Genomic DNA, 24,062 nt, shown 5'->3' on the forward strand with positions numbered 1-24,062 from the left:
TATTTAATGTGATTTATTTTAAACTAAAGAAGAAAAGAAAAGAAAAGAAAAGAAAAGAAAGGGGGCAGCAACACATGCGTCTCATCCGTATTTAAAGTGACTAACTTAATTAGTCGCTCGAACTAAATGCCTTATCAAATTGAGGCGTTTTATCGGAAAAGTACGTTTTTTGGAAATAAAAAAGCCTCAACATAAATGCTGAGGCTTCGTTATAAATGGTGCCGACTGCCGGAGTCGAACTGGCGACCTACTGATTACAAGTCAGTTTCTAGGTGGTGGATACTCGCTTATTTTTCTGCTATGAGATGGTCTTTCGGCATTGAAATACAATAATTGGCATCTCTGAGTTTTAATCAGTTACACTGCTGAAATACATGCTTTAGGTGATTTAAACTAATTTATTTAGATGTTTTTTACTATTTGATAGTTAAATTCAATCATCTAACCGTAATATCATAGGCAATTTATAACTTACTTGGTTTTGTTAATATTTTCTAATAGGTGGGTAAGTTGGTTGATGTCAAGTTATTTTACAGTGTAACTTAATTCCAAATTACTTAAATTTTCATTGTATTGAAATTGTTTGATAATTTGTGCTTGGCATGACTGTTGCGTTAATGCTTTGCAAAGGTTAATAAATTACTTTTTCAACTATTACCTACCAAAATAAATTAAAGGAATATCAAATGAAATTTATATTTTTGAAAACTGCTTTAGTTGGCTTATTTCTCACTGTAAGTAATTTAGCCAATGCAGGATTAATTACAGTTTGGACGAATGAATCTGATTTTTTAACTGACAACTTATCTTTAACTATGGAAAGCTTTGAATCAGCTTCCGGTTTAGAGCTTCCTTTAGTGGCAGGACAGATTACCGTTTCGACTGATAATACTTCATATGGGTCTTTTAATGGAATAAGTTCGCTTTTCCCTACTGATGGAGTTTCTGAAGTGCGTTATGGTGCAGATGATGGAGATTCAATTTTCTTTTCTTTTGCTGATGCAATAAATGTATTCGGTATAAATATTAGTGATTTTGGAACAACAGAGGGTTCTCCTGTCTTAACATTTTTTGATAATTCTGGAAATACCTTGCAAGTATTGAGTGGAACACAGAATACAGGATTAAATTTCTTTGGATTTAAATCAGATACGTTATTCACTCAAGTACAGTTTAAGTATACAGGGGCTAATGGTGACGGCATTTATTTTGATGAAGCCTATTTTAATTCTGTGAACGTTCCCGAACCATCTACACTTGCTATTTTTGCATTAGGAGTGATTGGTTTATCATCACGTCGATTTAAGAAACAATCTTAATAATTTTAAGTTGTTCTATTTTAGAAAACATCAATTGTAATGATTGGTGTTTTTTTGTTTCTGGTAATTAGTTATTCCTCCATCTGCATCTATAACTTCAATAACAACTAATCTGAAATAAATTTTTAAAGCACAAAACAATTTATTTAGCCAGTTTTCCCATTTACTGTATCAAACGTAAATAAAGTATTAGCACTGCATTTAGGTGTTATAACGAATATGATTATTCGGGACTAAATGTTCAAAATGGAAAAGTAAGTTTTTCTGAAAAATTGATTCAACGCAGAATGTGTCGTAAAAATTCAGACGAAAAAAAACCTTAACATTACTGCTAAGGTTTCGTTTCTTCCTTTCGGAATAAATGGTGCCGACTGCCGGAGTCGAACTGGCGACCTACTGATTACAAGTCTTACCTATAATGACCACTTAACTATTTGTTTCTAAATAAATAGTTTTCTTAAACACATCCTACAAAACATCCGTTTTTAAACAAAAACGGAGACATTTCATTAATGTATAAATTTTTAAAGGGCTAGAAACGAGAAAACCGAGCAAAGCTCGGTCTCGTGGAAAGCCTACCTAAATTTTTAAGAGACTTACAAATCTGTTCGTGTGGCGCGGTCAGATTGTTTAATCAGCCTCATTTTTGCTGAGGGGCATCCCTTTGTCAAGTAAAAGTCCTTCAATAAATTCTCTTGGCTTTCCAGCTAGTCCTCAAATGCACTAGGCAGAGCGGTGTTTGTCGCCGTAACTATTCACATTGGATTTGAGAGTATGTTGGTGAATAGTTCCTAGTGTGGGATCGAACGGGGAAACTTTACATACGATCCAGCGTGCGACGCGCATCAATTGCTCTTTGTATTCGCAATACAAGGGAATTTGCAATTAGTGGAAACGGGGAACCAACAACGGCCAACACTTAAAACTGGCGAGGCAGCTCGATCAACAGATGGGAGCTAAAGCAAGTTCAGCAGCTTAAGATGTGTCTCTCCAGCGCGTAGAGGGGGCAGAGAATTTAGCAGATTCTTACCAATAGTGGAGAGCAAGGCGAACCATCCTAGTTGAAATGTGATTCAACATAAGGAGGGCGAGCCTGTCTTGGAGCGCAGCGGAAAGACAGGCTAACCTCTTAATAATCAGTTGTTTTTAATTGTCCAGTGTAAACTGTTATTTTGAAATTTGAGCTGCTTGTTGACAAATTTTAAACAAGGTATCAGGTAAGTCATCGTAACTATCAAGTTTAAAAGGTAATATTTTTTGCTCTTTCCAAAGCATGCTCACGGCATTATCCAATTTTTTCGTTGTAAACCAAACACCCCAATATGGAAGGTTTTCTTTTATAGCTATATGTTCTTTTTTACAGCGTTCTAAATATTGCTCTAAATGATCGTCATCTCCAGAAACACCAATAAATACAGAGAAAGTACTAGACATTAACGTAAATAACTTGCTTTCCCAATTACTATTAGCGACTTCATTAAAGCTGCTAGTATCTAGAACAATTTCAGAAGAGTCATTTTTATCGTTGAAAGGTAAAAATCCGTGCGGATGATATATTTTGACGTCTTTATTTGATTCCCAAGTAACTGGATTTGATACTGAATCACAAGTGAAACCAAAGTAAGATAAATAAATCTCTAGCAGGTTGTCATAATTGAAATTAATTACATTTGATGCCGAACCTCTACTGGATGACATAACTAATGATGCTATGGAACTCAATAGAAGATTCTCATGCAACTCAATAAAATTAGTTTTAGCGTTTTTATATAAAGCATGTTTAACTGCTTTTTTTAAATTCTCTTGAGAGCTATTAAATTTTTTAGAAAAAAGAATGGTTGCTTGTTTTTTAGCTGGTAAAGTGTCATAGCCTTCAGGAGGGGTATCCCCTGACCAAAGGGCGTCTAAAAGTGCCCCCCAGTCGGGTAACTTAAAGTCTTTTGATATTCCAGCTCCAACAACTAAAGTTATACGTGAGCGCTTTAGGTGCTGAGCTATATGGTTAATAACTTTATCATTATCTTCCCAGTTGATTGCTAGTTGCATATTCATGATAGCTTATCCGTGTAGAGTTCATTGATTTTTAAATATCTTAAAATTTTATCAATGGTAGTAAGTTGAGTTTCTTTTTCTCGTTGAATGCTTCCTAAAGTTAAGCTTAAAGTGCCTTTGGTACCTATGCGTACTGTTTCTTTTGAAGAAGTAATTTCGGACACTCCACAAGTTGTAAAGTTAAATAATTTAGAGTTTTCTCTTAGTAGATTGGAAGCCGTTATATCTTCCCCGAATAGTGACATTGAATTCAAACTAGTACCCCATGCAAAACATTTTACATGTAAATACTTAAATGAATAATGATTTGGTTCTTCCATTATTTGGCGGACAAAAGAGTCAATGTTTATTCCTTGTTTAAAAATGGAGAGATTACTCTTACCTAACAATTTGTGAATTAAAATATCTGATATATCTTTGGACTGGGCTGCAAAAATAAAGCTTTCGCCACCCCATCTAGCTAAGATCCTATATTCATAAAGCCCTGATTCGCTAACTTCGTCGTCCTCTAAAATCGCTTTGGACGAAGTGTATACAAGAAAGCACCAATTAGTATCCCCAATTTTCTTTGGGTTTCGCATACCTGGCAGACCAGCCAAATACCCAAGCATATCTGGTGGGTTTGGAGCATTAATGTTTAAAATATAGCCTGAGAAGTTGCTCATACTGTTACCTTAAGCTAAATGCTAAGTTATAAAAAATCCAAGCCGATTCTGCTTCACATACAATTTTTCTGTCAGAGTGTCTATCTAAAAACACGAGCGGATTATCAATAGTATAATGAGTAAGCTTTCTGTGAGGAGCTACTTTGTCTTGTGCAGAAGAAGACTCTGCCCATAGTTCAGACATCACTGATTCAGAATGTAAAAACGTTTTGGTAAACCGAACTAGCGTTTTTCTTGAATCAACTAGTTGTTTTAATTGCTCTCTATCATTTTTTATAAAATCAATAGCGTCTGTTAAATATGGTGTTTGAGGACTTGAAATTAACATTCTTTCTAAGTGAGACTTAACTATTTCTATGGAGCTATCGATGGAAGCTATTCCCCTATGAAGATGGCTAGATAATATTGCACAAGTAGTTCTTACAACATATTCTGGAACCCTGTTTGATATATTAGGAATTACACTCCAAGTCATCCAGATTTCTTTTATATATTTGCTTTCTTGGCCTCGATAAAAGTATAAAAAGTCAAATACATGGACTATTATTTCCTCTACTTCACCATACCACTCATCAATACTATCTAGTAAATCTATCACAAGTTCGATATTTTCATTACGGTCCAAGTGTCCTTGAGAAATCTTATTAGCAGCACTAATATCTATTATCGATGACCAAAGCCAAACCCTTATTGAATCTAACCAAGAATTATATTTCCTATCTTCATAAAGAGATTTTGCTTCCTTCTTAGTAATTCCGCCAGAGCCAATATCTTCAATAGGAAAAATTAAAGAAAGTACGGCTTTTAGTATTTTATGACTAATTTCGTGAGTAATTGTTAGCAATGTCCATTTTTCAGAACTACTGGAAAAAACGCTTGTGAGAGGAACGCTAATATTTGTTAAATGTGCTTTAAATCCATCCCTACCGCTGAAAAATGCTATATCGGGAGCTAGGTCATCTGAAGTAACATTATTTAACGAGATTCCCAAGTAGTCCTGTTCCCAAAAAGGGTCAGTGGAATGAAGAGCCATCAAGTCAGGAATGTCATCTGACTTATTATTCAAATGTAAGAATTTATCAGGAATATATGATTCACCTAGGCGTTTTGAAATAAAGGAAACCAGGTTACTTAATCCTAAACTTGCTACGCCAATGCCAAGTAATGAGTGAATCCAAAAATGGCTTTCTGTGCTGGATATTGGAGAAATTCCTGACAGTGTTTGTGATGAAAACCGAGACAGACCAGCATTAAGTGTATTTATGACGGAGCTTGATATTGTTCTATTCTCTACTAGCTGTTCATCGGTTTCTAAAACTAACTCTACGTAATCGATTAACTTTACATATTCTTCATACAGTCGTTTATCGTTTAACTCTAATCTTGATATTGTTGAAGCTAATAAAGGGCAAAATTCTGAGAGTGCTAGCTGAATACCCGGGGATTTAGCCTTCGATAACATTTGTGTTAAGCGTACCCTCCAATTTTCAGTTGATTGGTTAGATTTGCTATATGTTACAGATGTCCTAAGAATGTCATTATTTGCAACGCGTTCCCAAGCTTCAACATTAACTAAATTTTGTTCACACCATTGAAGCAACTCTGTAAATAGATTTTTGTCATTAAAATGGAGTACGTTATTCATCATGCCTAAAGATATCCAATGCTGGACTTCTTTTGCATCTAGTTGTAGGGTCGCATTTAGTAGTACAGGATCATAAGCACCGAGGAAAACAAAATAAGTTGAATCACCTAAACTTGCAGGGAGGTTATTTGAATCATTATAAGATACTGGCCATACCGGAGAAATTCTAGTGCTAGATTTCCAGTTTTGTAATTTATCTTCGAGTGAGTTTGAGTATGAAAACTTATAGCAAGTATCTGATGAGGAGTATTCTAAAGAGAGATAACCTTTGTGTTTAGATATTTCCATATAAAAAGAGTTTCTTAGAGCGATACTCTTTTTATATCACTAAACCATTAATTAGAAAAGAGTTTATTGGATCCGTTCGATAAGTTTGGTTTCAGAGTTCACTTTATATTTTACTTTCTCTGAAATTTTCTCATTATTACTTCTTATATTGGCGGGAGCGCCTTCAAAGTTAGAAGAGTCAGCATCTAAAAAACCTGGGCGCAATTCACCTAAGCTACTCATTAGCTGAGCAGAGCGAATTAGAAATTGCTTCGTTACCATTTTTTGATTCCCTAGACTTTTAAAAATTAATTTGGGATGAAAATTATAATGATAAATTATCCAATGTCAAAGATTGTTTAAAATATATGCATTTCAATAGCAATGCTTTGCCGATACCTTATGCATATCACTATTAAAGGTTTTTTGGAAAGTAATTTTCGTCTCGCGCACTAAAGACTAGTACTAGGCATAGAAAGGATCAATAAAGATTTTCTATTTTTTAAAAAACTTGTTAAAAGTAAATGAAGTATTGGCTCTGATTCATCTATGAATTCTCAATACTCCGCCTATCTTTTATCGTATATCACAACTGACACCTGTTATTAATTAGATTCGGAAAGAGTTATTCGTGTGGAGCTTATTAAAATATTAAAAGATAAGGTTATGCATCAATATAGGCAAACTATCATTGCTGTGTGTAAGAATTGTTAATTGCGAAGTATGATCTTCCCCCAATTTTGTAGACTTCTAGCTTCCAGTTAAATACTGATTTTCATACTCTTCGGGAGACACATGGCCAAGGTGGCTATGTAATCGCTTACGATTGTAGAACATTTCAATGTAATCAAACAAATCTGCTCTAGCATCATTACGAGTCTCGTACACTTTTCGTTTAACACGCTCAGTTTTAAGTGAGTGAAAAAAGCTTTCTGCTACCGCATTATCTAAGCAATGTCCTCGGCGACTCATACTCGGTACTAGGTTGTTTGCCGTTAAGAATTCACGGTAATCACAGCTCGCGTATTGGCTGCCTTGGTCGCTGTGAACTATTACTTCATGTTTTGGGTTCCTGCGCCAAACAGCCATTAATAGTGCTTTGATCACTATATCTTTACTCATGTTCGGTTGCATCGACCAACCAATGATTTTTCGCGAGAATAAATCAAGTACTACAGCAAGGTACAGCCAGCCTTCATAGGTTTTGATATAGGTAATATCGGCTACCCAAGCCGTATCTGGCTCACTAACAACAAACTGTTGTTGAAGGTGATTGTCTGCTATTAATGCGGGCACAGTTGACTTGAAGTATCGCCTTTTATATCCAATATTAGCTTTTAGCTTGGCTTGCTTCATTAGACGAGCTACACGGTTTTCACCGCACGTTTCTCCCTTACGGCGTAATTCATGCGTAATACGTGGACTGCCATAAACACCACCACTCTCAACATAGCTTGCCTTGATGCGCTCAAGCAGCCTCTGGTTCTCTTGCTCACGTTTAGATAGTGGTTGTTTGAGCCAAGCATAGAAGCCACTACGGTGAACATTTAATGCCTGACACATTGCTTTGACGCGGTAGACTTCGAGTCGTGATTTTATGAACGCGTATCTTTCCTTGACTCGCTTGCAAAGAACGCGGCGGCTTCCTTTAATATATTCCGCTCTTCAGTCACGCGTTTTAACTCAGCTTTTAGCTTGCGGATTTCTTCCTGCTCTGCTGACTTCTTGGCTGGTACTTTAGTTTTCTTGACCCAGTAATACAGGGACTTATCGGAAATGCCTAATCGCTTGGCAACATCGGGCACAGAATAGCCTTTATCAACCACTTGGCGAACAGCTTCGTCTTTAAATTCTTGGGGATATTTATTATTACTCATAACATCTCTCATCATACTTCATTTTCCAAATAAAAGATGTCTACAGTGTTAGGGGAAGATCATATGACTGCTGCATTTAATTGGGGAATTATTGAGGAGCAGCCATTTCTAAAGGCAGGTATAAAGAAGAATCCTGAAAAGCCAAGAGACAGGTTAGTTACGGATGAAGAAGTTGCTGCATTTTTAAAACACGTTCCTGAGTGGCTAAATTTATACATCCAACTTAAGTTAGCTACAGGATTACGCCAGAGAGATATGCTACGCCTTGATAACACTCATTGGAATGCTTTAGAAGGGTTGAGAGTTGGTACTTCCAAAACGTCAGTTAGAATCAATTTTGAATCAACTCAACACTTGTCTGATATTGTAAACGGTATCAAACAATTAAATGGTTACACATCTCGAGGAGCCAGAAAGTTTAAATGGCACTTTTTTATGAGTCGACTAAATAAACCCTACACAGAGGGAGGGTTCGAGACCATGTGGAGACGATATATGGACAAGGCTATATCATCAGGTGATTTAAAAGAAAGGTTTCAAGAACGCGACCTAAGAGCTAAAGCAGCAACTCAATGTGAATCTTTAGTGCAAGCGTTTGAGTTATTAGGCCATAAAAACATTTCTACGACGAAAAAAGTTTACAGAAGAGGGTACAGCAAGGTTAAGCCGTTATCGCCTTATGATGACTCAGACAATGAACAAAATATTGAAAAAAAATAATAATGTAGGCATTATCTGAAAAGATCTTTAAAGGATTAAAGATTTAATTCGCTAGGGAATATTATTGAGAATATAGCGGATTTTTGTAGGAAACAGTGCGTTTTGTAGGAAAGAAAAAAGCCCCAGCATTGCTGAGGCTCTTTGTAAATGGTGCCGACTGCCGGAGTCGAACTGGCGACCTACTGATTACAAGTCAGTTGCTCTACCAACTGAGCTAAGTCGGCACACAAAGCTTTGTGTGCGGTAAATGTATTCTATTGAATGTTTACCTTGGCACCGAATTAATGTTTTGTTGAGCAACATAAACACTAACTCAAAATAATGGTGCCCAGACCCGGAATCGAACCAGGGACACGAGGATTTTCAATCCTCTGCTCTACCGACTGAGCTATCTGGGCAATCTTACAGATTTGGCCTTGTTGGGCTTGTCCTGAAGACGGGGCGTATTAAACTGTTTTTCGTTATCAAGGTCAACACTTTTTTTTAAAAAAATATTTGTTTGCCGTTTTTTTCGGCTCATTGCTGCTTTATAGCGCGAATTCTCTTAAATTAGTGGCTAGGCCGTATATAAAGTGTACAGGCCAATTAAAATAAAACCTGAACCGGCAAGATAAGATAATATTTTTCCATTTATATATTCGGCTAAAAAACTGCCAACTAACACACCAATGGCACTGGCAACGATTAACGCGGCGGAGGCGGCAAAAAATACTGTCCACTTGCTAACGTCTTTATCGGTGGCAAATAACATGGTTGCCAGTTGGGTTTTATCGCCGAGTTCGGCAAGGAATACAGTGGCGAATATGGTAAAAAATATTCGCCAGTCAATCGATAACAACATTATTTATTTTCCGGAACGTAACCTTCGATTTTTGGTTCGATATTATTAAACAGGTAATCAACCATGGATTTTTCTAAAATAGCTCGGTCATCAGGATTCATCATATTCATTTTATGTTCATTGATCAGCATAGTTTGCTTTTTTTGCCAATCACTCCAGGCTTCCTGGCTAATATTGTCGAAAATACGTTTTCCTACTTCTCCTGGATAAAGTTGAAATTTTAATCCTTCCGCTTCTTTTTGGAGTTTTTGGCAAAATACTATACGGCTCATAAAGTCAGTCTCACTATTGGGTTTGTGCTATTGGCGGCGATTTTAACATACTCTTTCTATATTAATTAAGTTTTATCACCTTACTAGATGTTGGTGAGTGTCCACTGTCCGAATCGTTAGTTTGATTGACTTTTTTAGAGTGTCCGCGGACACTTTTAAATCTATGTCTTTTTATAAAATCATATATTTTTCAATGCTTTGCTTGTTTGGCATGCTAGCTGCTCGTTCAGGGTAACTTGTCGGTAAAGGAAATTTAGATGATCAGAGATACCAGTCAACAAGATAGTGTGATGACTCAGAAAAAAGGCTTAACAGTTAAAACGCTGATGTGGCTAGCAGTGATAGTGTTACTAGCAGTCGTTGGATGGCGTGCAATTGATAGTTGGCTGACTAATGACGTTAGTGTTGCTAAAGAACAGTTGAAACTAGCAACTGTAGAGCGAGGTGAGTTATTAAGAGATATCGTTTCTACGGGGAAAATTGTTGCGGCAAACGCGCCAGTTATCTATAGCCCAGAAGAAGGCTTGGTAACTATGTCAGTTAAACCGGGTGACATGGTTAAGGCTGGGCAAGAAGTTGCGTTAATTGCCAGCCCGCAATTAATGGCGCGGTTAAGTCAGCAAAAAACCTTAGTGCAGCAGCTAACCTCAGCATTTAATCGTGAGAAACTTTCTGCTCGTCGTAAGCAGTTGGAGTTACAGCAAAAGCTTGAACTTGCCAAGGTTGATTTAGCTGCTGCTGAACGTGAAGCACGTCGTGCAGATACTTCGATAGCTCGTCAATTAATCAGTCAGATTGACTTTGAACAGGCACAAGATGATTTAGCGAAAGCTAAGTTACGTACACATCACGCTGAGCAAGAAGCATTCTTATCGAAAGATACCTTAGCCTTTGAAGTAGAAAATAAAGAGTTAGAGCTTAAAGCACAGCAACAGGTATTAGCTGAATTACAACGCAAAGTGGATGAATTAACTGTGTTATCACCTGTAGCGGGTATTGTCGGTAACTGGTTGGTTGAGCAAAAAGCCAAAGTGGGAACTAATCAATCATTAATGATGATAGTTGACCTGTCAGCCTATGAAGCTGAACTGCAAGTACCTGAGTCGTACGCAGACGAGTTAGGTTTGGGGATGTTGGTTGAAATTAGTGTTGCAGGTAAGCAGTTAGTTGGGCAGCTTTCTTCTATCTCACCGGAAGTGATTAATAACAAGGTGACTACACGTGTGCGCATGCCAACAGATGAAGGTACCGCGCTGAGACAAAATCAAAGAGTCAGTGCACGCATTATTTTAGAACAAAAAGACGATGTATTGATGGTGCGCCGAGGCCAGTTTTACCAAAGTGGTGCAGGCAAGGTGGGGTATCAGATAAAAGATGGCGTCGCTCAGCGAATCGCCCTACAAAGCGGTGCGACTAGTATGAGTCATATTGAAATATTAAACGGGGTTAAAGAGGGCGATACTTTGGTTATTTCTAGCCTGGATGTCTTTGACAATAAAGATCGCGTCTTACTTTACTAATAAATTATAAAAGGAAATACACATGTTAAAAATGTCAGCAATTAATAAGGTTTATCAAACCGACTTAGTACAAACCCATGCATTACGTGATTTTGATTTGTTGGTAAAAGAAGGTGAATTTGTCGCGGTGACAGGCCCTTCTGGTTCAGGAAAAACGACCTTTTTGAATATCGCCGGCTTGTTAGAATCTATTTCTTCTGGTGATTATCAACTCGATGGTCAAAGCATAGTTGGATTATCGGATCGCGAATTGTCTCGGTTAAGAAATGAAAAAATTGGCTTTATCTTCCAAGGATTTAACTTAATTCCTGATTTAAATCTTTATGAAAATGTTGATGTGCCGCTGCGTTATCGCGGTTTTAGTAGCAAAGAGCGCAAACAAAAAATCGAGCAGGCTTTAGAAATGGTCGGTTTGGCATCACGAATGAAACATTTACCTTCGCAATTATCTGGCGGGCAGCAGCAAAGGGTTGCAATAGCTCGTGCCTTGGCGGGTGAACCTAAGTTTTTATTAGCAGATGAACCGACGGGTAATTTAGACAGTTTAATGGCTAAACAAGTAATGGAACTATTGGAAAACATCAATAAGCAAGGTACGACCATAGTGATGGTGACCCATGATGCGGAACTTGCACGTCGTGCCCAACGTAATATTCAAATTGTTGATGGTCAGTTATGCGATTTTAAAATGTATCAGGGCGGTGCTGTGTTAAATGAGCAGGAAGCAATAGCTTAATAGGCGGGGAAATCGATATGTTTAACTATTATTTGCAGTTAGCGGTTAAAAGTTTAAAACGAACACCTATCACTACTTTGCTTATGGTATTGGCGATTGCATGTGGTATTGGCATTTCAATGACGGCTTTAACTCTGTTTTATATGACTAATACCAACCCAATCCCTGAAAAGTCGACACAGCTTTATGCGTTGCAGTTGCAGGCAAGTGGTAAAACCACCACATGGTCGACTCATGATAATGTGCCGGTACAGATCACTTATCAAGATGCACGCAACTTAACACGAGCAATGCCTGAGCTTAGGCATACGCCTATGTTTAAAACTGGTTTTTCAGTACGTAGTCTCAAACCTGAATTTACGCCGATTTTACAAACAGCTCGGGTAACAAACAGGCATTTCTTCTCAATGTTTAATATTAAGTTTCTTTATGGCAGTGCTTGGAATAAAACCGTTGATGAAAACCCGACACTTCAAGTGGTCATTGACGATAAGCTTAACCAAAAATTGTTTGGTGGTGGCAACAATGTAGGTAAAGAAATCTTATTGGATAATAAGCAATATCAAATAGTAGGCATAATAGAGAACTGGCAACCTAAACCTAAATTTTATGATTTAAACAATGGGGGGTTCCAAGATGCTGAGCAGGTGTTTATTCCTTGGATACTTTCTAGTGTTCACGAGCTGCCTTCATGGGGGAATAACAACGGCTGGAAAAGTGAAAGAATTACTAGCTATGACGAAAAGCGTGAATCTGAAAACTTATGGCTGCAATATTGGGTAGAGTTACCAAGCGCCCAAGAGAAAGAAAATTTTCAACAATTCTTAATGGGGTATGTTGCTGAACAAAAGAAGCTAGCACGCTTTGAACGCGAAGATGCAAGAGGCGTGTTAAGAAATGTTGAACAATGGTTAGATTATAACAAGGTTGTGAGTGACGATAGTTATGTACTGGTTGCGGTTAGCTTTATGTTTTTAGCTGTTTGTTTGGTTAACAGTATAGGTTTGTTACTAGCAAAGTTTTTACGTTCAGCACCTAGTGTTGGCGTGCGTCGAGCGTTAGGCGCGAGTCGAGGGCAAGTATTCGCTCAACATTTAGTTGAAGTCGGCTTGTTAGGGTTAATCGGTGGCATCGTAGGCCTTTTGTTTGCCGTGTTGGGCCTGTCGTTATTAAAAAGTAATTTCGATGGTTTTGACTTTGTTGCCTCGATGGATTTAACCATGTTGATAGCGGCTCCCGTGATTGCTATTAGTGCCACTGTTTTAGCAGGTATTTATCCAGCATGGCGGGTGTGTACCACCTTGCCATCTATTTATTTGAAAACTCAATAGGAGGTCATCATGTTAAATATTTCTCCAATTTTTAACGCCATGATGCGTAATAAGAACAGTATTGTTTTGATCATCATGCAGATTGCATTGACCTTAGCTATTGTCAGTAACGCTGCTTTCATTATTGAACAGCGGATTTCTGATATGCAGCGTGATACTGGCATAAAAGAAGCGCAAGTGCTGTCATTTAATCTTTACTTTTTTGATCCTGAAGTCGAAATTACTGATCAGTTATTACTGGATGAACAGGAACTAAGAAAATTACCGGGCGTGATAGATGCGGTCGCTATTAATCAAATTCCACTGTCTGGCAGTGGTGATTCATGGAGCTTTTTAAATCAAGCGCAAGAAGATGGTGCCTTACAAGTAGGAGCTGGTGTATTCCATGGCGGTGAACATCTGCTGTCTGGGCTAGGGGTTGCAGTGAGTCGTGGCCGTAACTTTACCGCTAATGACGTAGTTTATTTGCGTGATGGTATGGTAACCCCTGATGCTGCAATAGTGACGCAAGCGTTTGCTGACACTATGTTTGCAAATGAAGATGCATTAGGAAAAACTATTTATAACCTAGGTAAGCCGATTGAAATTATTGGTATTGTTGATCAAATGCAAGGCTCCTGGTTGCATTCAGATAATGTTGAGAATAACGTTTTTGTGCCTATGATCATGCCGAGTAATTTTAAGCGTTTTGCGGTGCACGTTGAAGCCGGTATGGCAAATGAAATCAGGCATCAGATTGAAGATATTATGCTTAAGTTGGAAAATCGACGCGTTATCATGCCGGTCGCATCGTTAGAAGAGCAAAAAAAATCCAGTTATCAACAAGATAGGTTAATGACTAATATGTTGATGGTGATCATTGCTGTACTCATCTTTATTACGGCATTAGGGATTGCCGGTATGACCATTTTTAACGTCAATCGTCGCCAAAAACAAATAGGGACCAGACGGGCACTGGGAGCGAGTCGACTTGAAATTCAGCGATACTTTATGATCGAAAGCGCTTTGATAGCAGGCATAGGAATTGTGATAGGTATCATACTGGCATTAGTATTAAATAATTACTTAATGACCTACTTTTCATCTGAATCCTTATCGTTTGATTATATTGTGGCTACGTTAACAGGCATTATTCTGGTGATTGAATTTGCGGTATTTTGGCCTGCTCGTAAGGCATCAATGATTTCTCCTGCTATTGCGACACGTTCTGTTTAGCAAAGGATTAATGGTCATTTCAGTCATGCGCTAACGCTAACGAGTTAGCGCAATTTTATTTATAAAGGGAAAAGCATGTATCGGTTATTAGTCACAGTTCTGCTAATGGTCATTAGTTATTCAAGTACTGCAATCGTAATTCGCCATGATGTATCGCCAGAACAATATTTAGTGGAGAAAAAGCCACCGTATTTGGTTTATATGCCGCATGAAGGGCAGGGAACACTTATTGCACCTAACTGGGTGTTGACGGTTGCTCATGTGATCTTCTATGACTACAAAGGAAAATATCTCACCATAGGTGATAAAGAATATGCGATTGAGTCAGTCATCATTCACCCAGAATACCGTAAGCTGGATAAAACGGTTTTGGCAAAAGGTACAAAGATGGTGATGGACTTTCAATATGCTAACCAAGACATTGCATTAGTAAAATTAGCAACGCCGGTTAACGACGTTACGCCAATTGCTCTTTATCCTTCTAACGATGAGTTAGGCCAAGAGGTGATGGCCTATGGCCGGGGAGCAACAGGTAATGGTTTAAACGGGGCTATTTATGAAAGTAAAAAACAGCAGGTGCTACGTAAGCTGACAAATAAAATTGATGAAGTGAAAGCGCAATGGCTGTCGATCACTTTTGATCAAAATGAGCAGGCAACGTTACTTGAAGGTATCGATGGTTCTGGTGATAGCGGGGGGCCAGTGGTTGTCAAAAAAGATCATCGTACTTATCTAGCTGGCATGTTTGCCTGGGATTATGTTGAAGGGCCACTTGAAGAGTTTGTCGCTGGTCAATATGGTAATAAGAGCTATCAGGTGCGAGTTTCCAGTTATCTTGATTGGATATCTCAGATAATCAAGACAAATTAATATTAATAAGCTACTGAATTTGATAGTCTATTTGATGAATTTAAACATTATTATTCGAACAAATAATGTGATTGCGATAGCGGTGTAAAAGAACGTATTTATGGATAAAATTTTAGTTGTTGATGATAACCCGTCGGTTTGCAGTGCGTTAACCATTTTATTGGAATTGCACGACTATCAGGTGGTAACCGTGAGTTGTCCGGCTGATGCTATGCCGATCATTATGTATCAAAGCATAGCGTTAGTGCTGCTTGATATGAACTTTACCCAAGACACCACCAGTGGCGAAGAGGGAAAAAAAGCTTTTTATCAGTTTCGACAACTACAACCAGATTTACCTGTCATTTTATTAACCGCCTGGACCGATCTGACAACGGCTATTGAGTTAGTAAAAAATGGCGCGGCTGACTATCTAGCTAAGCCCTGGGATGATGAAAAGCTCTTAGTGACTATTGCTAACTTGATTGAACTTAATGATGTTCAGCAAACGTCAAAGCAACTGTCTAAACAACAAAGAGAGCGCGAGCAACTTAATCATCAAGCGAACTTATGTGGTTTAGTCTTCGCCAGTACCGCGATGCAGCGTTTAGTCGATATGACAGTGCAAGTCGCTAAGTCGACGGTTAATGTTTTGATCACAGGCCCTAATGGTGTTGGTAAAGAAAAAATAGCGGATATTTTGCATCAAAATTCGCCTCGTGCCCATCAGCCGTTTATTAAAGTCAACGTTGGTGCTCTGCCGCTAGATTTAATGGAAGCGGAGTTGTTTGGCGCGGAAGCTGGTGCTTACACAGGAGCCAATAAAAAACGTATCGGACGTTTTGAGGCAGCAGACGGTGGCACCTTGTTTTTGGATGAAATTGGTAACTTGTCGTTGTCTGGGCAAATGAAATTATTGCGAGTGTTACAAACAGGCGAATTTGAACGTTTAGGTAGCAGTCAAACGCAAACCGTTGATGTGAGAGTGATCAGCGCTACCAATGCTAATTTGCACCAGGATATTCAAGAGGGCAACTTTCGAGAAGATTTATATTATCGTTTAAATGTTATTGAACTGGAGGTGTTGGCGCTTAGTCAGCGTAAAGATGATATTTTACCGTTAGTTGAATATTTTACGCAAAGTCAAAAAGTCATGCCTAAGCATACTAAACAAGCCTTATTGGCACATCAATGGCCAGGCAATGTTCGAGAGCTGGAAAACGCCTGTCAACGCGCCGCACTATTGTCGCAAACGGAAGAATGGCAAGCGCAGGACTTTGGTTTAACGCCTGTTGACGTTGAGCATAATATGAGCGAATTCGAAGAAACCATCACTAAAGCGATGATCGAGCAGGCAATAGCTGAGCATCATGGGGTAATAAGTCGAGCGGCCAAAGCGTTAGGCTTAAGTCGACAGGCTTTGTATCGCCGCATGGATAAATTTGAGATCAAAAAGTAATGCTGCATACGATCAAAGCTCGGCTAACTTTAATAACCCTCTGCTTAATTTGGCTCAGCAATAGTCTTTTATTTTATTACTTTGGCAATGGAGATTGGCAGTATTTTTTATTGCTTTTGGTCTTTATCTCAGCATTGGCTATTGCCTTAACACATTATTTATTTGCTCCCCTGTCAGAAAAGTTGCTCAAACTTGAAGCCGGTTTACTTAATTTTAAAGATAATGAATTTTCAAATTCACTTGTTGTTAACGGACGTGATGAATTGAGTCAGTTAGCCGAACTTTATAACGAGGTGGCAGACAAACTAAGAATTGAAAAACAACATATTTATCAACGGGAAATGTTGCTTGATAAGGTGATAGAAAGCTCACCAATAGTGATGTTTTTAGTCGACGATGATGGCTTTTTTGTGTATTCAAATACCGCTACTCGTCACCTGTTAAATGACGGTAAGCCACTCGAAGGAGAAAAGTTTGCACAGTTAAAACTGCAATGGCCAGAAAGTTTGCAATTGGCGTTAGATCATCATCAAGATGGTTTATTTTCGATTGAGCAAGAAGGGACGGTTGATACCTGGCACTTATCTCGCGGCGATTTTTTATTAAATGCTAAAAAACATAGATTATTTTTGCTTAAACAAATGACGCGAGAGCTTAATCGTCAGGAAGTCGCAGTATGGAAGAAAGTGATCCGGGTGATCAGTCACGAACTTAACAATTCATTGGCACCCATATCATCGGTTACGCACTCAGGGAAAATGATCGCTTCGCAAATAGGTCACGATAAGTTAGTACTCATATTTGACACTATTCGTGAGCGGGTAGAGCATTTAAATCATTTTATTAGCGGCTATGCGCGTTTTGCTAAATTGCCTAATCCTAGATTAACTCAAGTCGAATTACCTAGTTTTATCGCAAAATTGCAAGCTCAGTTTGAGTTTGCTTTAACCGATGAGGTGCCTGATTTATCAATAGAAATTGATGTCAGTCAAATCGAGCAAGTACTGATTAATTTAATCAAAAATGCTTATGAATCAGGTTCCAGTAAGCAAGATGTTTCGCTTGGTTTACAAGTGAATCAGGCAATGCTGACTATCAGTGTTAAAGATCGAGGCACTGGCATGTCGGAGCAAGTATTAACTAATGCCTTAATACCATTTTATTCAACCAAACAAGCGGGTACCGGTCTTGGTTTAGCCTTGTGCCGCGAAATTATCGAAGCTCATAATGGCCGTATTGCGTTACATAATCGTAATGATGGTGGACTAGCGGTGATTATTGAATTACCGCTTAATGGCGATAGTTCACGATAATTTTATTAAATCGTTGAACGTAATTCTACTGTATTACCTTGTGGGTCTGTTAGGTACACTGATTGACCATAGCCCTGAGCACCATAGCGGCGCTCAAAGTTAGGTAGGCTGATATTGTGCTGTTTAAAGTGCTCGATTAGTTGTTGTTCGCTGATAGTGGCCAGTTGCAGGCAAAAATGATCGAGGTTATTTTCGCTTGTGCTTGGTGCGTTACCGCCAGCACGACCTAATTCACTGTTAACATCAACAATATCAATTAAGGCATTGCCGGCTCTGAGCTGCGTCAGACCAAGTGATTTATCTGTTTGACGCTCAATGGTGCAGCCCAGTACCTGACAGTAAAATGCTAACATTTCATTGAGCTTGTCGGTACGTAATACGATATGATCAATTCCAACAATTGTTAGCATTATAGCCCCTGTTTAGCTTGTTAATTTGCCATTGTTTAAAGCCGCACTAATTGTTTAATTTCATCTAAAATCTTACAACTTGAAGCGGCCAGCCCAACCGTGTTGATATCGTCTAACTTATACCAGTTAAAATCAGCGGGCTCATTAACTAGATTATTGGCGGAGATTGCACAATCGACAAGTATTGGCTCTATATCGAGATGAAAATGGCTAAAGGTATGACGGAACTCGGTTAACTGAGTGGTTTTTTCTAACGTTAGTCCAAGATCTGTCAGTGTTTCGTTAATCGCATTTTTATCTGCTAGTTCCAAAAAGCAATACAGGCCGCCCCAAATGCCTGCCGGTGGTCGTTTCTCCATTAAAACCTGATTCTCTACCCTAGGGATCAACATGATGGTTTGTTTTACTGGCGTAGTTTTCTTTGGCTTTTTCTGAGGAAAGTTCGCCTGTTCATTTCCCGCATAGGCAAGACAACCGTCATTAACAGGGCATTGCTCACATAACGGTTTGGTGCGGGTGCACACCATAGCGCCAATATCCATCATCGCCTGATTATAGTTTTCTACTTCTTCTTTCGGCGTAAGCTGTTCTGCAATCGGCCATAATGCTTTTTCAAATTTTGCCTGGGCATTATGCCCCTCAACCAGGTAGTAGCGTGCAAGCACTCTTTTTACATTACCGTCTAAAATGGCGTGATGTTGTTTGAGTGACAGACTGAGAATGGCTCCGGCGGTTGAGCGGCCAATACCCGGCAGAGCAACCACTTGCTCAATGTCTTGTGGAAACTGGCCTTGGTATTGGTCACGAATAATTTTTGCCGCTTTATGAAGATTACGAGCACGCGCGTAATAGCCTAAGCCCGTCCAATGATGCAGTACGTTATCTTCATCAGCATTGGCTAAGTCGTTAATGGTCGGAAAGCTTGCCATAAAGCGTTGGTAATAAGGAATAACAGTGGCAACCTGGGTTTGTTGCAACATGATTTCTGAAATCCACACCCGATAAGGCGTTTTATTTTGCTGCCAAGGCAAATGCTTGCGTCCTTGTTGGTGAAACCAGGACAGAATATTGTCGCTAAAATATTGTGCAGACGTGTTAGTTATTTTTGTACTTTGATTCATGGCACGCAGTGTACTTGTTTACTGCTGATTGCTCAAAAATTTATTTTAACTTAGGTTAGAATCGAGTACGGCTTAGCTAAGGTAAGTTATGCGCTGTACCTTTATGACAATCAATGCAGGTTTCTTTGGTTTCTGCTATGCGTACTGGGTCATGTTTTTTCTGTGCACGTTTACTTTGTGCTGCTAAATCCATGGCTGAAAATGCGTGACAGTTGCGGCATTCTCTTGAGTTATTCGCTTTCATTTCAGCCCATACTCGTTCAGCCATTGCTTCGCGGTGCATGGCAAATTTTTCCGGGGTGTTTATTGTGCCGCGTATTTTATGCCAAAGTTCGTTGGTCGCTTTTATTTTCCGTATCGTTTTGTGAACCCAAGGTCTGGGAACGTGACAGTCGGGACAGCTCGCTTTAACGCCGGCGCTGTTGCGGTAATGAATCGATTGTTGATATTCCTGATAGACAGTTTGTGACATTTCGTGGCAGCTAAGACAAAATTGCTCGGTATTGGTTAACTCTAGTGACCAGTTAAAGGCTCCCCAGGCCAGCAACCCCAATATTGCTGCTAAAAAACCGCCAAGCGGTATCCCAAACGACCACCATTTTTTACTAGGGGTCCATAATTTATCCCATATTTTCATAATCTACTCAGCATATTTGGGGTTATTGTTGACTTGCGTAATAAGCGAGTAACGCTTGCCATTCATCGCTATTTAACTGGTCTATTTTTTGCTGCATTTTTTTATCCATTTCACGGGAGCCGTCTTGGTAATCCTTCATCGAATTTTCCAGATAAAGGCTATGTTGTCCTGCTAAAATACCTGAGTCATCATCTGGATCGCTACCGCCTGAGTTGTGGCATCTTTGGCATTTTATTTCATGGACTTTTTTTCCATCACTAACCAGTGCCTGGTTAAACCCTTGTTTGGCAGCTTTAAAAGGCTTTTGGGCAAAAAAAGTGGCAATATCGCTAATTTGCTGAGCGGATAATTGGTCGACAATTTTTTTCATATCCGTTGGTGCTTTTGAAATATCGCCGAAGCGATATTTTGATTGCTGTGCCGGACGTACATTGTCTTTATAGGCAAATAATGCTGATTCGATAAAGGTTGCCGATGCCCCGGCTATGGTTGGCATATCTGGCTCTGTGCTGATCCCGTTGTTACCGTGACAATCCATACAATCGTTGATTATTTCTGCAGTATCAGTAAAAGCAACTGAGTTAAAACTCATTATTGCTAAACAAGCGAGGACTTTAAAAATCGATTTGTTCTTCATAGTTAGCATTCCTTTGTGGTTAACGACTTGCTGCTTTTAATATCTATTTTAGAAATTATAAGTTAGTTTCATGCTGGCATAATTCACGTTGTAATTTGGGGTTAACGCACCAAAAGTTAATAAATTATCACCAGTTTTCAGTTCAAGTGTGTCGATGGCAAAATCGTCAGCGGAAAGTTTTTCATGCTGGTAGGTAAGTTCGCTGCTAAGCTGAGGGGATATCTGATAGCTAAAATTGACTGTTAATCGTCGCCATAGATTCGTCACATCCGGTAGTTGATCTGAGGCAGAAGTTATCATTTTGCGCTGGCTTTTCCCGTTTGAATTTAGCGCTTCAATTGACAAGCTGGCTTTATTATCCAGTAACTGGTTAACCTTTATCGTGATACCTAGATTGGTGATGTCGTCTTGGTGCTTAGTTGTCCAATAAGATAAGGTTTTTCCGCCTTTACTGGTGGCGTCGATTTTTTCTCGTTGATAAAACAAGGCCATACTGGCGTGTTGTTTAAATTGCCAGCTAATATCGGCCCCGTAATGATAGCGATTATCCTGCTGTAATCCGAGGGCTGAGTTTTGATAGCGTCTTTTACCGACGTCGGAGTTAATGCTTGCTGATAGCTGGGGAGTTAAACTGGTCGCTATATTGACACTGGCTTTATCTTCAATGCGTTCTGCCGTGTTATAGCGATATAACAAGGGGTTTTGGCTCACAGTTAATAAGCTGTCAGTTGGTTGTTTTTCCGCATCGCGCTTAAAGTGTGACGCTTTAATACTGTAGTGTCGATTCGACTGATCTTGCAGTTGCAGTTTGCCGATTATGCCGTGCTCCGTATTTTGATAATGCCTGATTGCATTACGAGTGGTCGTATTTTTTTTAACGCTAATACTGGCTTTTTGTCTTTGATAAAATTGCCAGTTGGCATCAAGTTGCCACTGTTCTTTGGTAAAATCATAGGGTACATTTTGTACGCTGTCGCCGATAAAGGTTTCGGTAATGATAGGCGAAAAATAATAGAGTTTACTGTTATTATCTCTTTGTTTATATTGGTATTTTGCGATGAATTTCAATGATTTTGACCAGCGGTTATATAACCTGAAACTGAAATCTTTGGTGTCGATCGTGGCATTGAAATCACGGGTTGGTAAGTCTTGGTTGAGTAATGCGTTATTTGAATAGCGAAGCAGGGCATTGTTTTGTTGCATATTGCCGACTGCGGCATACAGCTTAAACGCCGTTGCTATATCTGGTCGATAACTCAAATCAAACTTAACCTTATACGCCTTATTATCTGGTTCAGCGGATAATTCACCGGTTTCACTACCGGCCACATAATTTGAAAAAGGGTTATCGTAAAAATAAGACTGATAATTATTGGTAAAATGCGAAACAAAGTAGCCTAAATTTATCAGTAAACCATGCTGATAATAACTGATATTACCTTCAAGCTGCTCTGTTTGCTGGTCAATTGGCAAGGGTAAGTAACTGGCGTTAATGAGCTGTGCGGCGGCGTATTGTTGTCGGCCTGATTTTTCAAGGCGCCGGTAATTCAGCGAATAGTCAATATTTTCGTCGCTAAAATATCGCCAGTTTAACGACAGTTTTTGCCAGTCTATCGCGTTGTTAAAAGTTTGCCACTTACTGGTGTCGAGTTCTGCCGGCGTTGAAACAGTCTCCAGGCTTTGCCAGTTATCGGGTAGTTGTAGATAGTTATCCTTTAAGCTAAATGGCGTGGATAGCTGATGATATTTTCGAAGTGGTATTTTTTGATAATCAAACGCTAGCTGGTAGTTGCCATAATGCCCGCCCTTTGCAGCTAAAGTAAGTGAATCCAGAGCGAGTTTATCTATATCAAGCTGGGCATATTGCCCTTGCTGGTTTTGATAAGTTAATTGGTTTGATAAATATACAGGTTTATTTTTTTCGATGCCGCTATGGTTGCTGAAGTAGTAGGCATCGTCGGATAACCCGGCAAAATTTATCGAGATGTTACCAGTGAACTCTGTTATTTTCGGACAATATTCACATAACCAGTTAACCGTTTGTTCTGGCGTGGGGGCATCACTTTCGATGACGGCATTAAAAGGATGGCTATTTATGATATTAGGTAACATAGCACAGCTGATAATCAGCATTATATTTGTGAAAGGGATGTGATTCATAACCTGACCCTAACGCTGAAACTTATAGCCGGACGGATGATTGGAGCCATGAATTTTAGCATGACAGTTAGCACAACTTCGTCCTAACAAAAAGGCGGATGCTTGTTGACCTTGTGCATCGTCTGAACCATAGCTAAAGCTCGGATGGCCATCACTGTTATGGCAGTTTTGGCATAAGTAGGGGGCGCGTTGGGTTAATAAAGCAGCTTGGTTGCTGCCGTGTGGCCGATGACAGTTTAGACAATTATCAGTTACCGGTTCATGCTCCCATAAAAATGGCCCGCGTTTTTCTGCGTGGCATTGATAGCAGGTTTCATTGACAGAGTCTGAAACCAATAACTGGTTATTGTTTGCATCGTGGGGGCTATGACAGTCAGTACAGCCCATTTGGCCGGAAGTTAGCGGATGTGAAAATACACTATGGTTAGCGACTTTTTCTTTGGTGTGGCATTGTCCGCACTGTTCCAATTGTTGGGCTTTATTTAATATCGGATCATCGCTTATGTGAATTTGATGACAGTCGGTACATGCCAGGTCGTTACTTTGATGTACGCTTCCAAGCCAGTGACGGGTAGTTGTGGCTTGATGGCAGGCTAAGCATAATTGATTTTTTTCATCATTTGATATTACATCTTTGGTTTTAAAGCTGATCATAGCAGCTCTGACTTGCCCTTTTCTTAAACGTTTGACAGTATGAGCGGCCGCTGCACCATGACAAGTTTCACATTGTAATCCAGCTGAAGAAAATGGCCCGTGCTTGGTATTCTTGTTGCCATGGGGGGAGTTAAAAATGGCTAGCACCGGAAATTTTGAATCCTGATCGTGACATTGTAAGCAGGTATCAGCTCCTTCTTTCGAATATTCTGTCGTTGCTGAGGGGGGAGGGAGCTGCTCTGCCACGACAGTCATAGCGCTTAACATAAACAGTATTAACAAACCTATGGTAGTGCTCACTGGCTTGTTAATACTCGCTGTTACAAGTGCTGCGATGATTTTCACGTTATCAATTAGCTCCT

Annotated in this window: 22 protein-coding genes and 2 tRNA genes; 9 read left to right on the forward strand and 15 right to left on the reverse strand. The window is 39.2% G+C overall.

Annotation, left to right across the window (positions count from 1 at the left end; all coding sequences use genetic code 11):
- The first annotated feature begins 686 nt into the window (after positions 1-686).
- Positions 687-1,319, forward strand: a complete 633-nt coding sequence (locus tag QQK06_RS14165; protein ID WP_284245388.1) for a PEP-CTERM sorting domain-containing protein — start codon at positions 687-689, stop codon at positions 1,317-1,319.
- A 1,167-nt stretch (positions 1,320-2,486) separates the two neighbouring features.
- Here the strand turns inward: QQK06_RS14165 and QQK06_RS14170 are convergent.
- The 5 genes from QQK06_RS14170 to QQK06_RS14190 form a co-directional block, all read right to left on the reverse strand.
- Positions 2,487-3,371, reverse strand: coding sequence for an SIR2 family protein (locus QQK06_RS14170; RefSeq protein WP_284245389.1), 885 nt, complete (start codon positions 3,369-3,371; stop codon positions 2,487-2,489).
- Positions 3,368-4,036 (reverse strand): hypothetical protein, encoded by a 669-nt coding sequence (locus QQK06_RS14175; RefSeq protein WP_284245390.1) that lies wholly within the window; start codon positions 4,034-4,036, stop codon positions 3,368-3,370. Before QQK06_RS14175 ends, QQK06_RS14170 begins: the two co-directional genes overlap by 4 nt.
- Positions 4,037-4,040: 4 nt before the next feature.
- Positions 4,041-5,969: a hypothetical protein gene (locus QQK06_RS14180; RefSeq protein ID WP_284245392.1), complete on the reverse strand. Its 1,929-nt coding sequence runs from the start codon at positions 5,967-5,969 to the stop codon at positions 4,041-4,043.
- A 63-nt stretch (positions 5,970-6,032) separates the two neighbouring features.
- Entirely contained in the window at positions 6,033-6,230 is a 198-nt protein-coding gene (locus QQK06_RS14185; RefSeq protein WP_284245393.1) for a hypothetical protein, read from the reverse strand.
- 468 nt (positions 6,231-6,698) lie between these two features.
- Positions 6,699-7,825, reverse strand: a protein-coding gene (locus QQK06_RS14190; RefSeq protein WP_284245095.1) for an IS3 family transposase whose coding sequence is annotated in 2 segments (ribosomal slippage) — positions 6,699-7,600 and positions 7,600-7,825 — 1,128 coding nt in all. Because the reading frame shifts where the segments join, the coding sequence is not laid out codon by codon here.
- Positions 7,826-7,888: 63 nt separating this feature from the next.
- Between QQK06_RS14190 and QQK06_RS14195 the strand changes: the two genes are divergently transcribed.
- Entirely contained in the window at positions 7,889-8,545 is a 657-nt protein-coding gene (locus tag QQK06_RS14195; protein WP_284245395.1) for a tyrosine-type recombinase/integrase, read from the forward strand.
- Positions 8,546-8,693: 148 nt separating this feature from the next.
- Here QQK06_RS14195 and QQK06_RS14200 read toward each other — a convergent pair.
- The 4 genes from QQK06_RS14200 to QQK06_RS14215 all read right to left on the reverse strand — a co-directional run bounded on the left by QQK06_RS14200 (position 8,694) and on the right by QQK06_RS14215 (position 9,658).
- Positions 8,694-8,769, reverse strand: a tRNA-Thr gene (locus tag QQK06_RS14200).
- Positions 8,770-8,867: 98 nt separating this feature from the next.
- Positions 8,868-8,943 (reverse strand) — tRNA-Phe (locus QQK06_RS14205).
- A 158-nt stretch (positions 8,944-9,101) separates the two neighbouring features.
- Positions 9,102-9,386 carry a TMEM165/GDT1 family protein gene (locus QQK06_RS14210; RefSeq protein WP_284245396.1) on the reverse strand — a complete coding sequence of 95 codons (285 nt, stop codon included), beginning with the start codon at positions 9,384-9,386 and terminating at the stop codon, positions 9,102-9,104.
- Positions 9,386-9,658, reverse strand: coding sequence for an oxidative damage protection protein (locus QQK06_RS14215; RefSeq protein ID WP_284245397.1), 273 nt, complete (start codon positions 9,656-9,658; stop codon positions 9,386-9,388). The genes QQK06_RS14210 and QQK06_RS14215 overlap by 1 nt, the downstream gene beginning before the upstream one ends.
- A 257-nt stretch (positions 9,659-9,915) precedes the next feature.
- Between QQK06_RS14215 and QQK06_RS14220 the strand changes: the two genes are divergently transcribed.
- The 7 genes from QQK06_RS14220 (at position 9,916) to QQK06_RS14250 (ending at position 18,081) form a co-directional block, all read left to right on the forward strand.
- Positions 9,916-11,178 (forward strand): efflux RND transporter periplasmic adaptor subunit, encoded by a 1,263-nt coding sequence (locus QQK06_RS14220; protein WP_284245399.1) that lies wholly within the window; start codon positions 9,916-9,918, stop codon positions 11,176-11,178.
- Positions 11,179-11,200: 22 nt separating this feature from the next.
- Positions 11,201-11,914, forward strand: a complete 714-nt coding sequence (locus QQK06_RS14225) for an ABC transporter ATP-binding protein (RefSeq protein ID WP_284245400.1) — start codon at positions 11,201-11,203, stop codon at positions 11,912-11,914.
- Positions 11,915-11,931: 17 nt separating this feature from the next.
- The gene (locus QQK06_RS14230) at positions 11,932-13,245 is read left to right on the forward strand and encodes an ABC transporter permease (protein WP_284245401.1); all 1,314 of its coding nucleotides are present in this window, start codon (positions 11,932-11,934) and stop codon (positions 13,243-13,245) included.
- A 9-nt stretch (positions 13,246-13,254) separates the two neighbouring features.
- Positions 13,255-14,460 carry an ABC transporter permease gene (locus QQK06_RS14235; RefSeq protein WP_284245402.1) on the forward strand — a complete coding sequence of 402 codons (1,206 nt, stop codon included), beginning with the start codon at positions 13,255-13,257 and terminating at the stop codon, positions 14,458-14,460.
- Between the two features lie 75 nt (positions 14,461-14,535).
- Positions 14,536-15,330, forward strand: a complete 795-nt coding sequence (locus tag QQK06_RS14240) for a trypsin-like serine protease (RefSeq protein WP_284245403.1) — start codon at positions 14,536-14,538, stop codon at positions 15,328-15,330.
- 100 nt (positions 15,331-15,430) lie between these two features.
- On the forward strand, positions 15,431-16,768 hold the full coding sequence (locus tag QQK06_RS14245) for a sigma-54-dependent transcriptional regulator (protein ID WP_284245404.1): 1,338 nt from the start codon (positions 15,431-15,433) through the stop codon (positions 16,766-16,768).
- Between the two features lie 110 nt (positions 16,769-16,878).
- Positions 16,879-18,081 (forward strand): sensor histidine kinase, encoded by a 1,203-nt coding sequence (locus QQK06_RS14250; protein WP_284245405.1) that lies wholly within the window; start codon positions 16,879-16,881, stop codon positions 18,079-18,081.
- A gap of 5 nt (positions 18,082-18,086) precedes the next feature.
- Here QQK06_RS14250 and QQK06_RS14255 read toward each other — a convergent pair whose 3' ends face one another.
- The 6 genes from QQK06_RS14255 to QQK06_RS14280 form a co-directional block, all read right to left on the reverse strand.
- Positions 18,087-18,491 (reverse strand): VOC family protein, encoded by a 405-nt coding sequence (locus QQK06_RS14255; protein ID WP_284245406.1) that lies wholly within the window; start codon positions 18,489-18,491, stop codon positions 18,087-18,089.
- Positions 18,492-18,526: 35 nt separating this feature from the next.
- Positions 18,527-19,612: an A/G-specific adenine glycosylase gene (gene mutY, locus QQK06_RS14260; protein WP_284245407.1), complete on the reverse strand. Its 1,086-nt coding sequence runs from the start codon at positions 19,610-19,612 to the stop codon at positions 18,527-18,529.
- A gap of 76 nt (positions 19,613-19,688) precedes the next feature.
- Entirely contained in the window at positions 19,689-20,249 is a 561-nt protein-coding gene (locus QQK06_RS14265; protein ID WP_284245408.1) for a NapC/NirT family cytochrome c, read from the reverse strand.
- Between the two features lie 22 nt (positions 20,250-20,271).
- Complete coding sequence (locus QQK06_RS14270) at positions 20,272-20,886, reverse strand: c-type cytochrome (protein ID WP_284245409.1); 615 nt, start codon at positions 20,884-20,886, stop codon at positions 20,272-20,274.
- 48 nt (positions 20,887-20,934) lie between these two features.
- Entirely contained in the window at positions 20,935-23,046 is a 2,112-nt protein-coding gene (locus QQK06_RS14275) for an MtrB/PioB family decaheme-associated outer membrane protein (RefSeq protein WP_284245410.1), read from the reverse strand.
- 9 nt (positions 23,047-23,055) lie between these two features.
- A complete protein-coding gene (locus tag QQK06_RS14280) occupies positions 23,056-24,045 on the reverse strand; it encodes a DmsE family decaheme c-type cytochrome (protein ID WP_284245411.1) in 990 nt (329 codons plus the stop codon).
- Between the last annotated feature and the right edge of the window lie 17 nt (positions 24,046-24,062).

Source organism: Thalassotalea insulae (genome assembly GCF_030161395.1).
Classification (GTDB): domain Bacteria; phylum Pseudomonadota; class Gammaproteobacteria; order Enterobacterales; family Alteromonadaceae; genus Thalassotalea_E; species Thalassotalea_E insulae.

What these genes read in the sequence shown, in the direction of transcription:
- QQK06_RS14165 (WP_284245388.1), top strand. Translation starts at nt 687, where the DNA reads ATGAAATTTATATTTTTGAAAACTGCTTTAGTTGGCTTATTTCTCACT.
- QQK06_RS14170 (WP_284245389.1), bottom strand. Translation starts at nt 3,371, where the DNA reads ATGAATATGCAACTAGCAATCAACTGGGAAGATAATGATAAAGTTATT.
- QQK06_RS14175 (WP_284245390.1), bottom strand. Translation starts at nt 4,036, where the DNA reads ATGAGCAACTTCTCAGGCTATATTTTAAACATTAATGCTCCAAACCCA.
- QQK06_RS14180 (WP_284245392.1), bottom strand. Translation starts at nt 5,969, where the DNA reads ATGGAAATATCTAAACACAAAGGTTATCTCTCTTTAGAATACTCCTCA.
- QQK06_RS14185 (WP_284245393.1), bottom strand. Translation starts at nt 6,230, where the DNA reads ATGGTAACGAAGCAATTTCTAATTCGCTCTGCTCAGCTAATGAGTAGC.
- QQK06_RS14195 (WP_284245395.1), top strand. Translation starts at nt 7,889, where the DNA reads ATGACTGCTGCATTTAATTGGGGAATTATTGAGGAGCAGCCATTTCTA.
- QQK06_RS14210 (WP_284245396.1), bottom strand. Translation starts at nt 9,386, where the DNA reads ATGTTGTTATCGATTGACTGGCGAATATTTTTTACCATATTCGCCACT.
- QQK06_RS14215 (WP_284245397.1), bottom strand. Translation starts at nt 9,658, where the DNA reads ATGAGCCGTATAGTATTTTGCCAAAAACTCCAAAAAGAAGCGGAAGGA.
- QQK06_RS14220 (WP_284245399.1), top strand. Translation starts at nt 9,916, where the DNA reads ATGATCAGAGATACCAGTCAACAAGATAGTGTGATGACTCAGAAAAAA.
- QQK06_RS14225 (WP_284245400.1), top strand. Translation starts at nt 11,201, where the DNA reads ATGTTAAAAATGTCAGCAATTAATAAGGTTTATCAAACCGACTTAGTA.
- QQK06_RS14230 (WP_284245401.1), top strand. Translation starts at nt 11,932, where the DNA reads ATGTTTAACTATTATTTGCAGTTAGCGGTTAAAAGTTTAAAACGAACA.
- QQK06_RS14235 (WP_284245402.1), top strand. Translation starts at nt 13,255, where the DNA reads ATGTTAAATATTTCTCCAATTTTTAACGCCATGATGCGTAATAAGAAC.
- QQK06_RS14240 (WP_284245403.1), top strand. Translation starts at nt 14,536, where the DNA reads ATGTATCGGTTATTAGTCACAGTTCTGCTAATGGTCATTAGTTATTCA.
- QQK06_RS14245 (WP_284245404.1), top strand. Translation starts at nt 15,431, where the DNA reads ATGGATAAAATTTTAGTTGTTGATGATAACCCGTCGGTTTGCAGTGCG.
- QQK06_RS14255 (WP_284245406.1), bottom strand. Translation starts at nt 18,491, where the DNA reads ATGCTAACAATTGTTGGAATTGATCATATCGTATTACGTACCGACAAG.
- mutY (WP_284245407.1), bottom strand. Translation starts at nt 19,612, where the DNA reads ATGAATCAAAGTACAAAAATAACTAACACGTCTGCACAATATTTTAGC.
- QQK06_RS14265 (WP_284245408.1), bottom strand. Translation starts at nt 20,249, where the DNA reads ATGAAAATATGGGATAAATTATGGACCCCTAGTAAAAAATGGTGGTCG.
- QQK06_RS14270 (WP_284245409.1), bottom strand. Translation starts at nt 20,886, where the DNA reads ATGAAGAACAAATCGATTTTTAAAGTCCTCGCTTGTTTAGCAATAATG.
- QQK06_RS14275 (WP_284245410.1), bottom strand. Translation starts at nt 23,046, where the DNA reads ATGAATCACATCCCTTTCACAAATATAATGCTGATTATCAGCTGTGCT.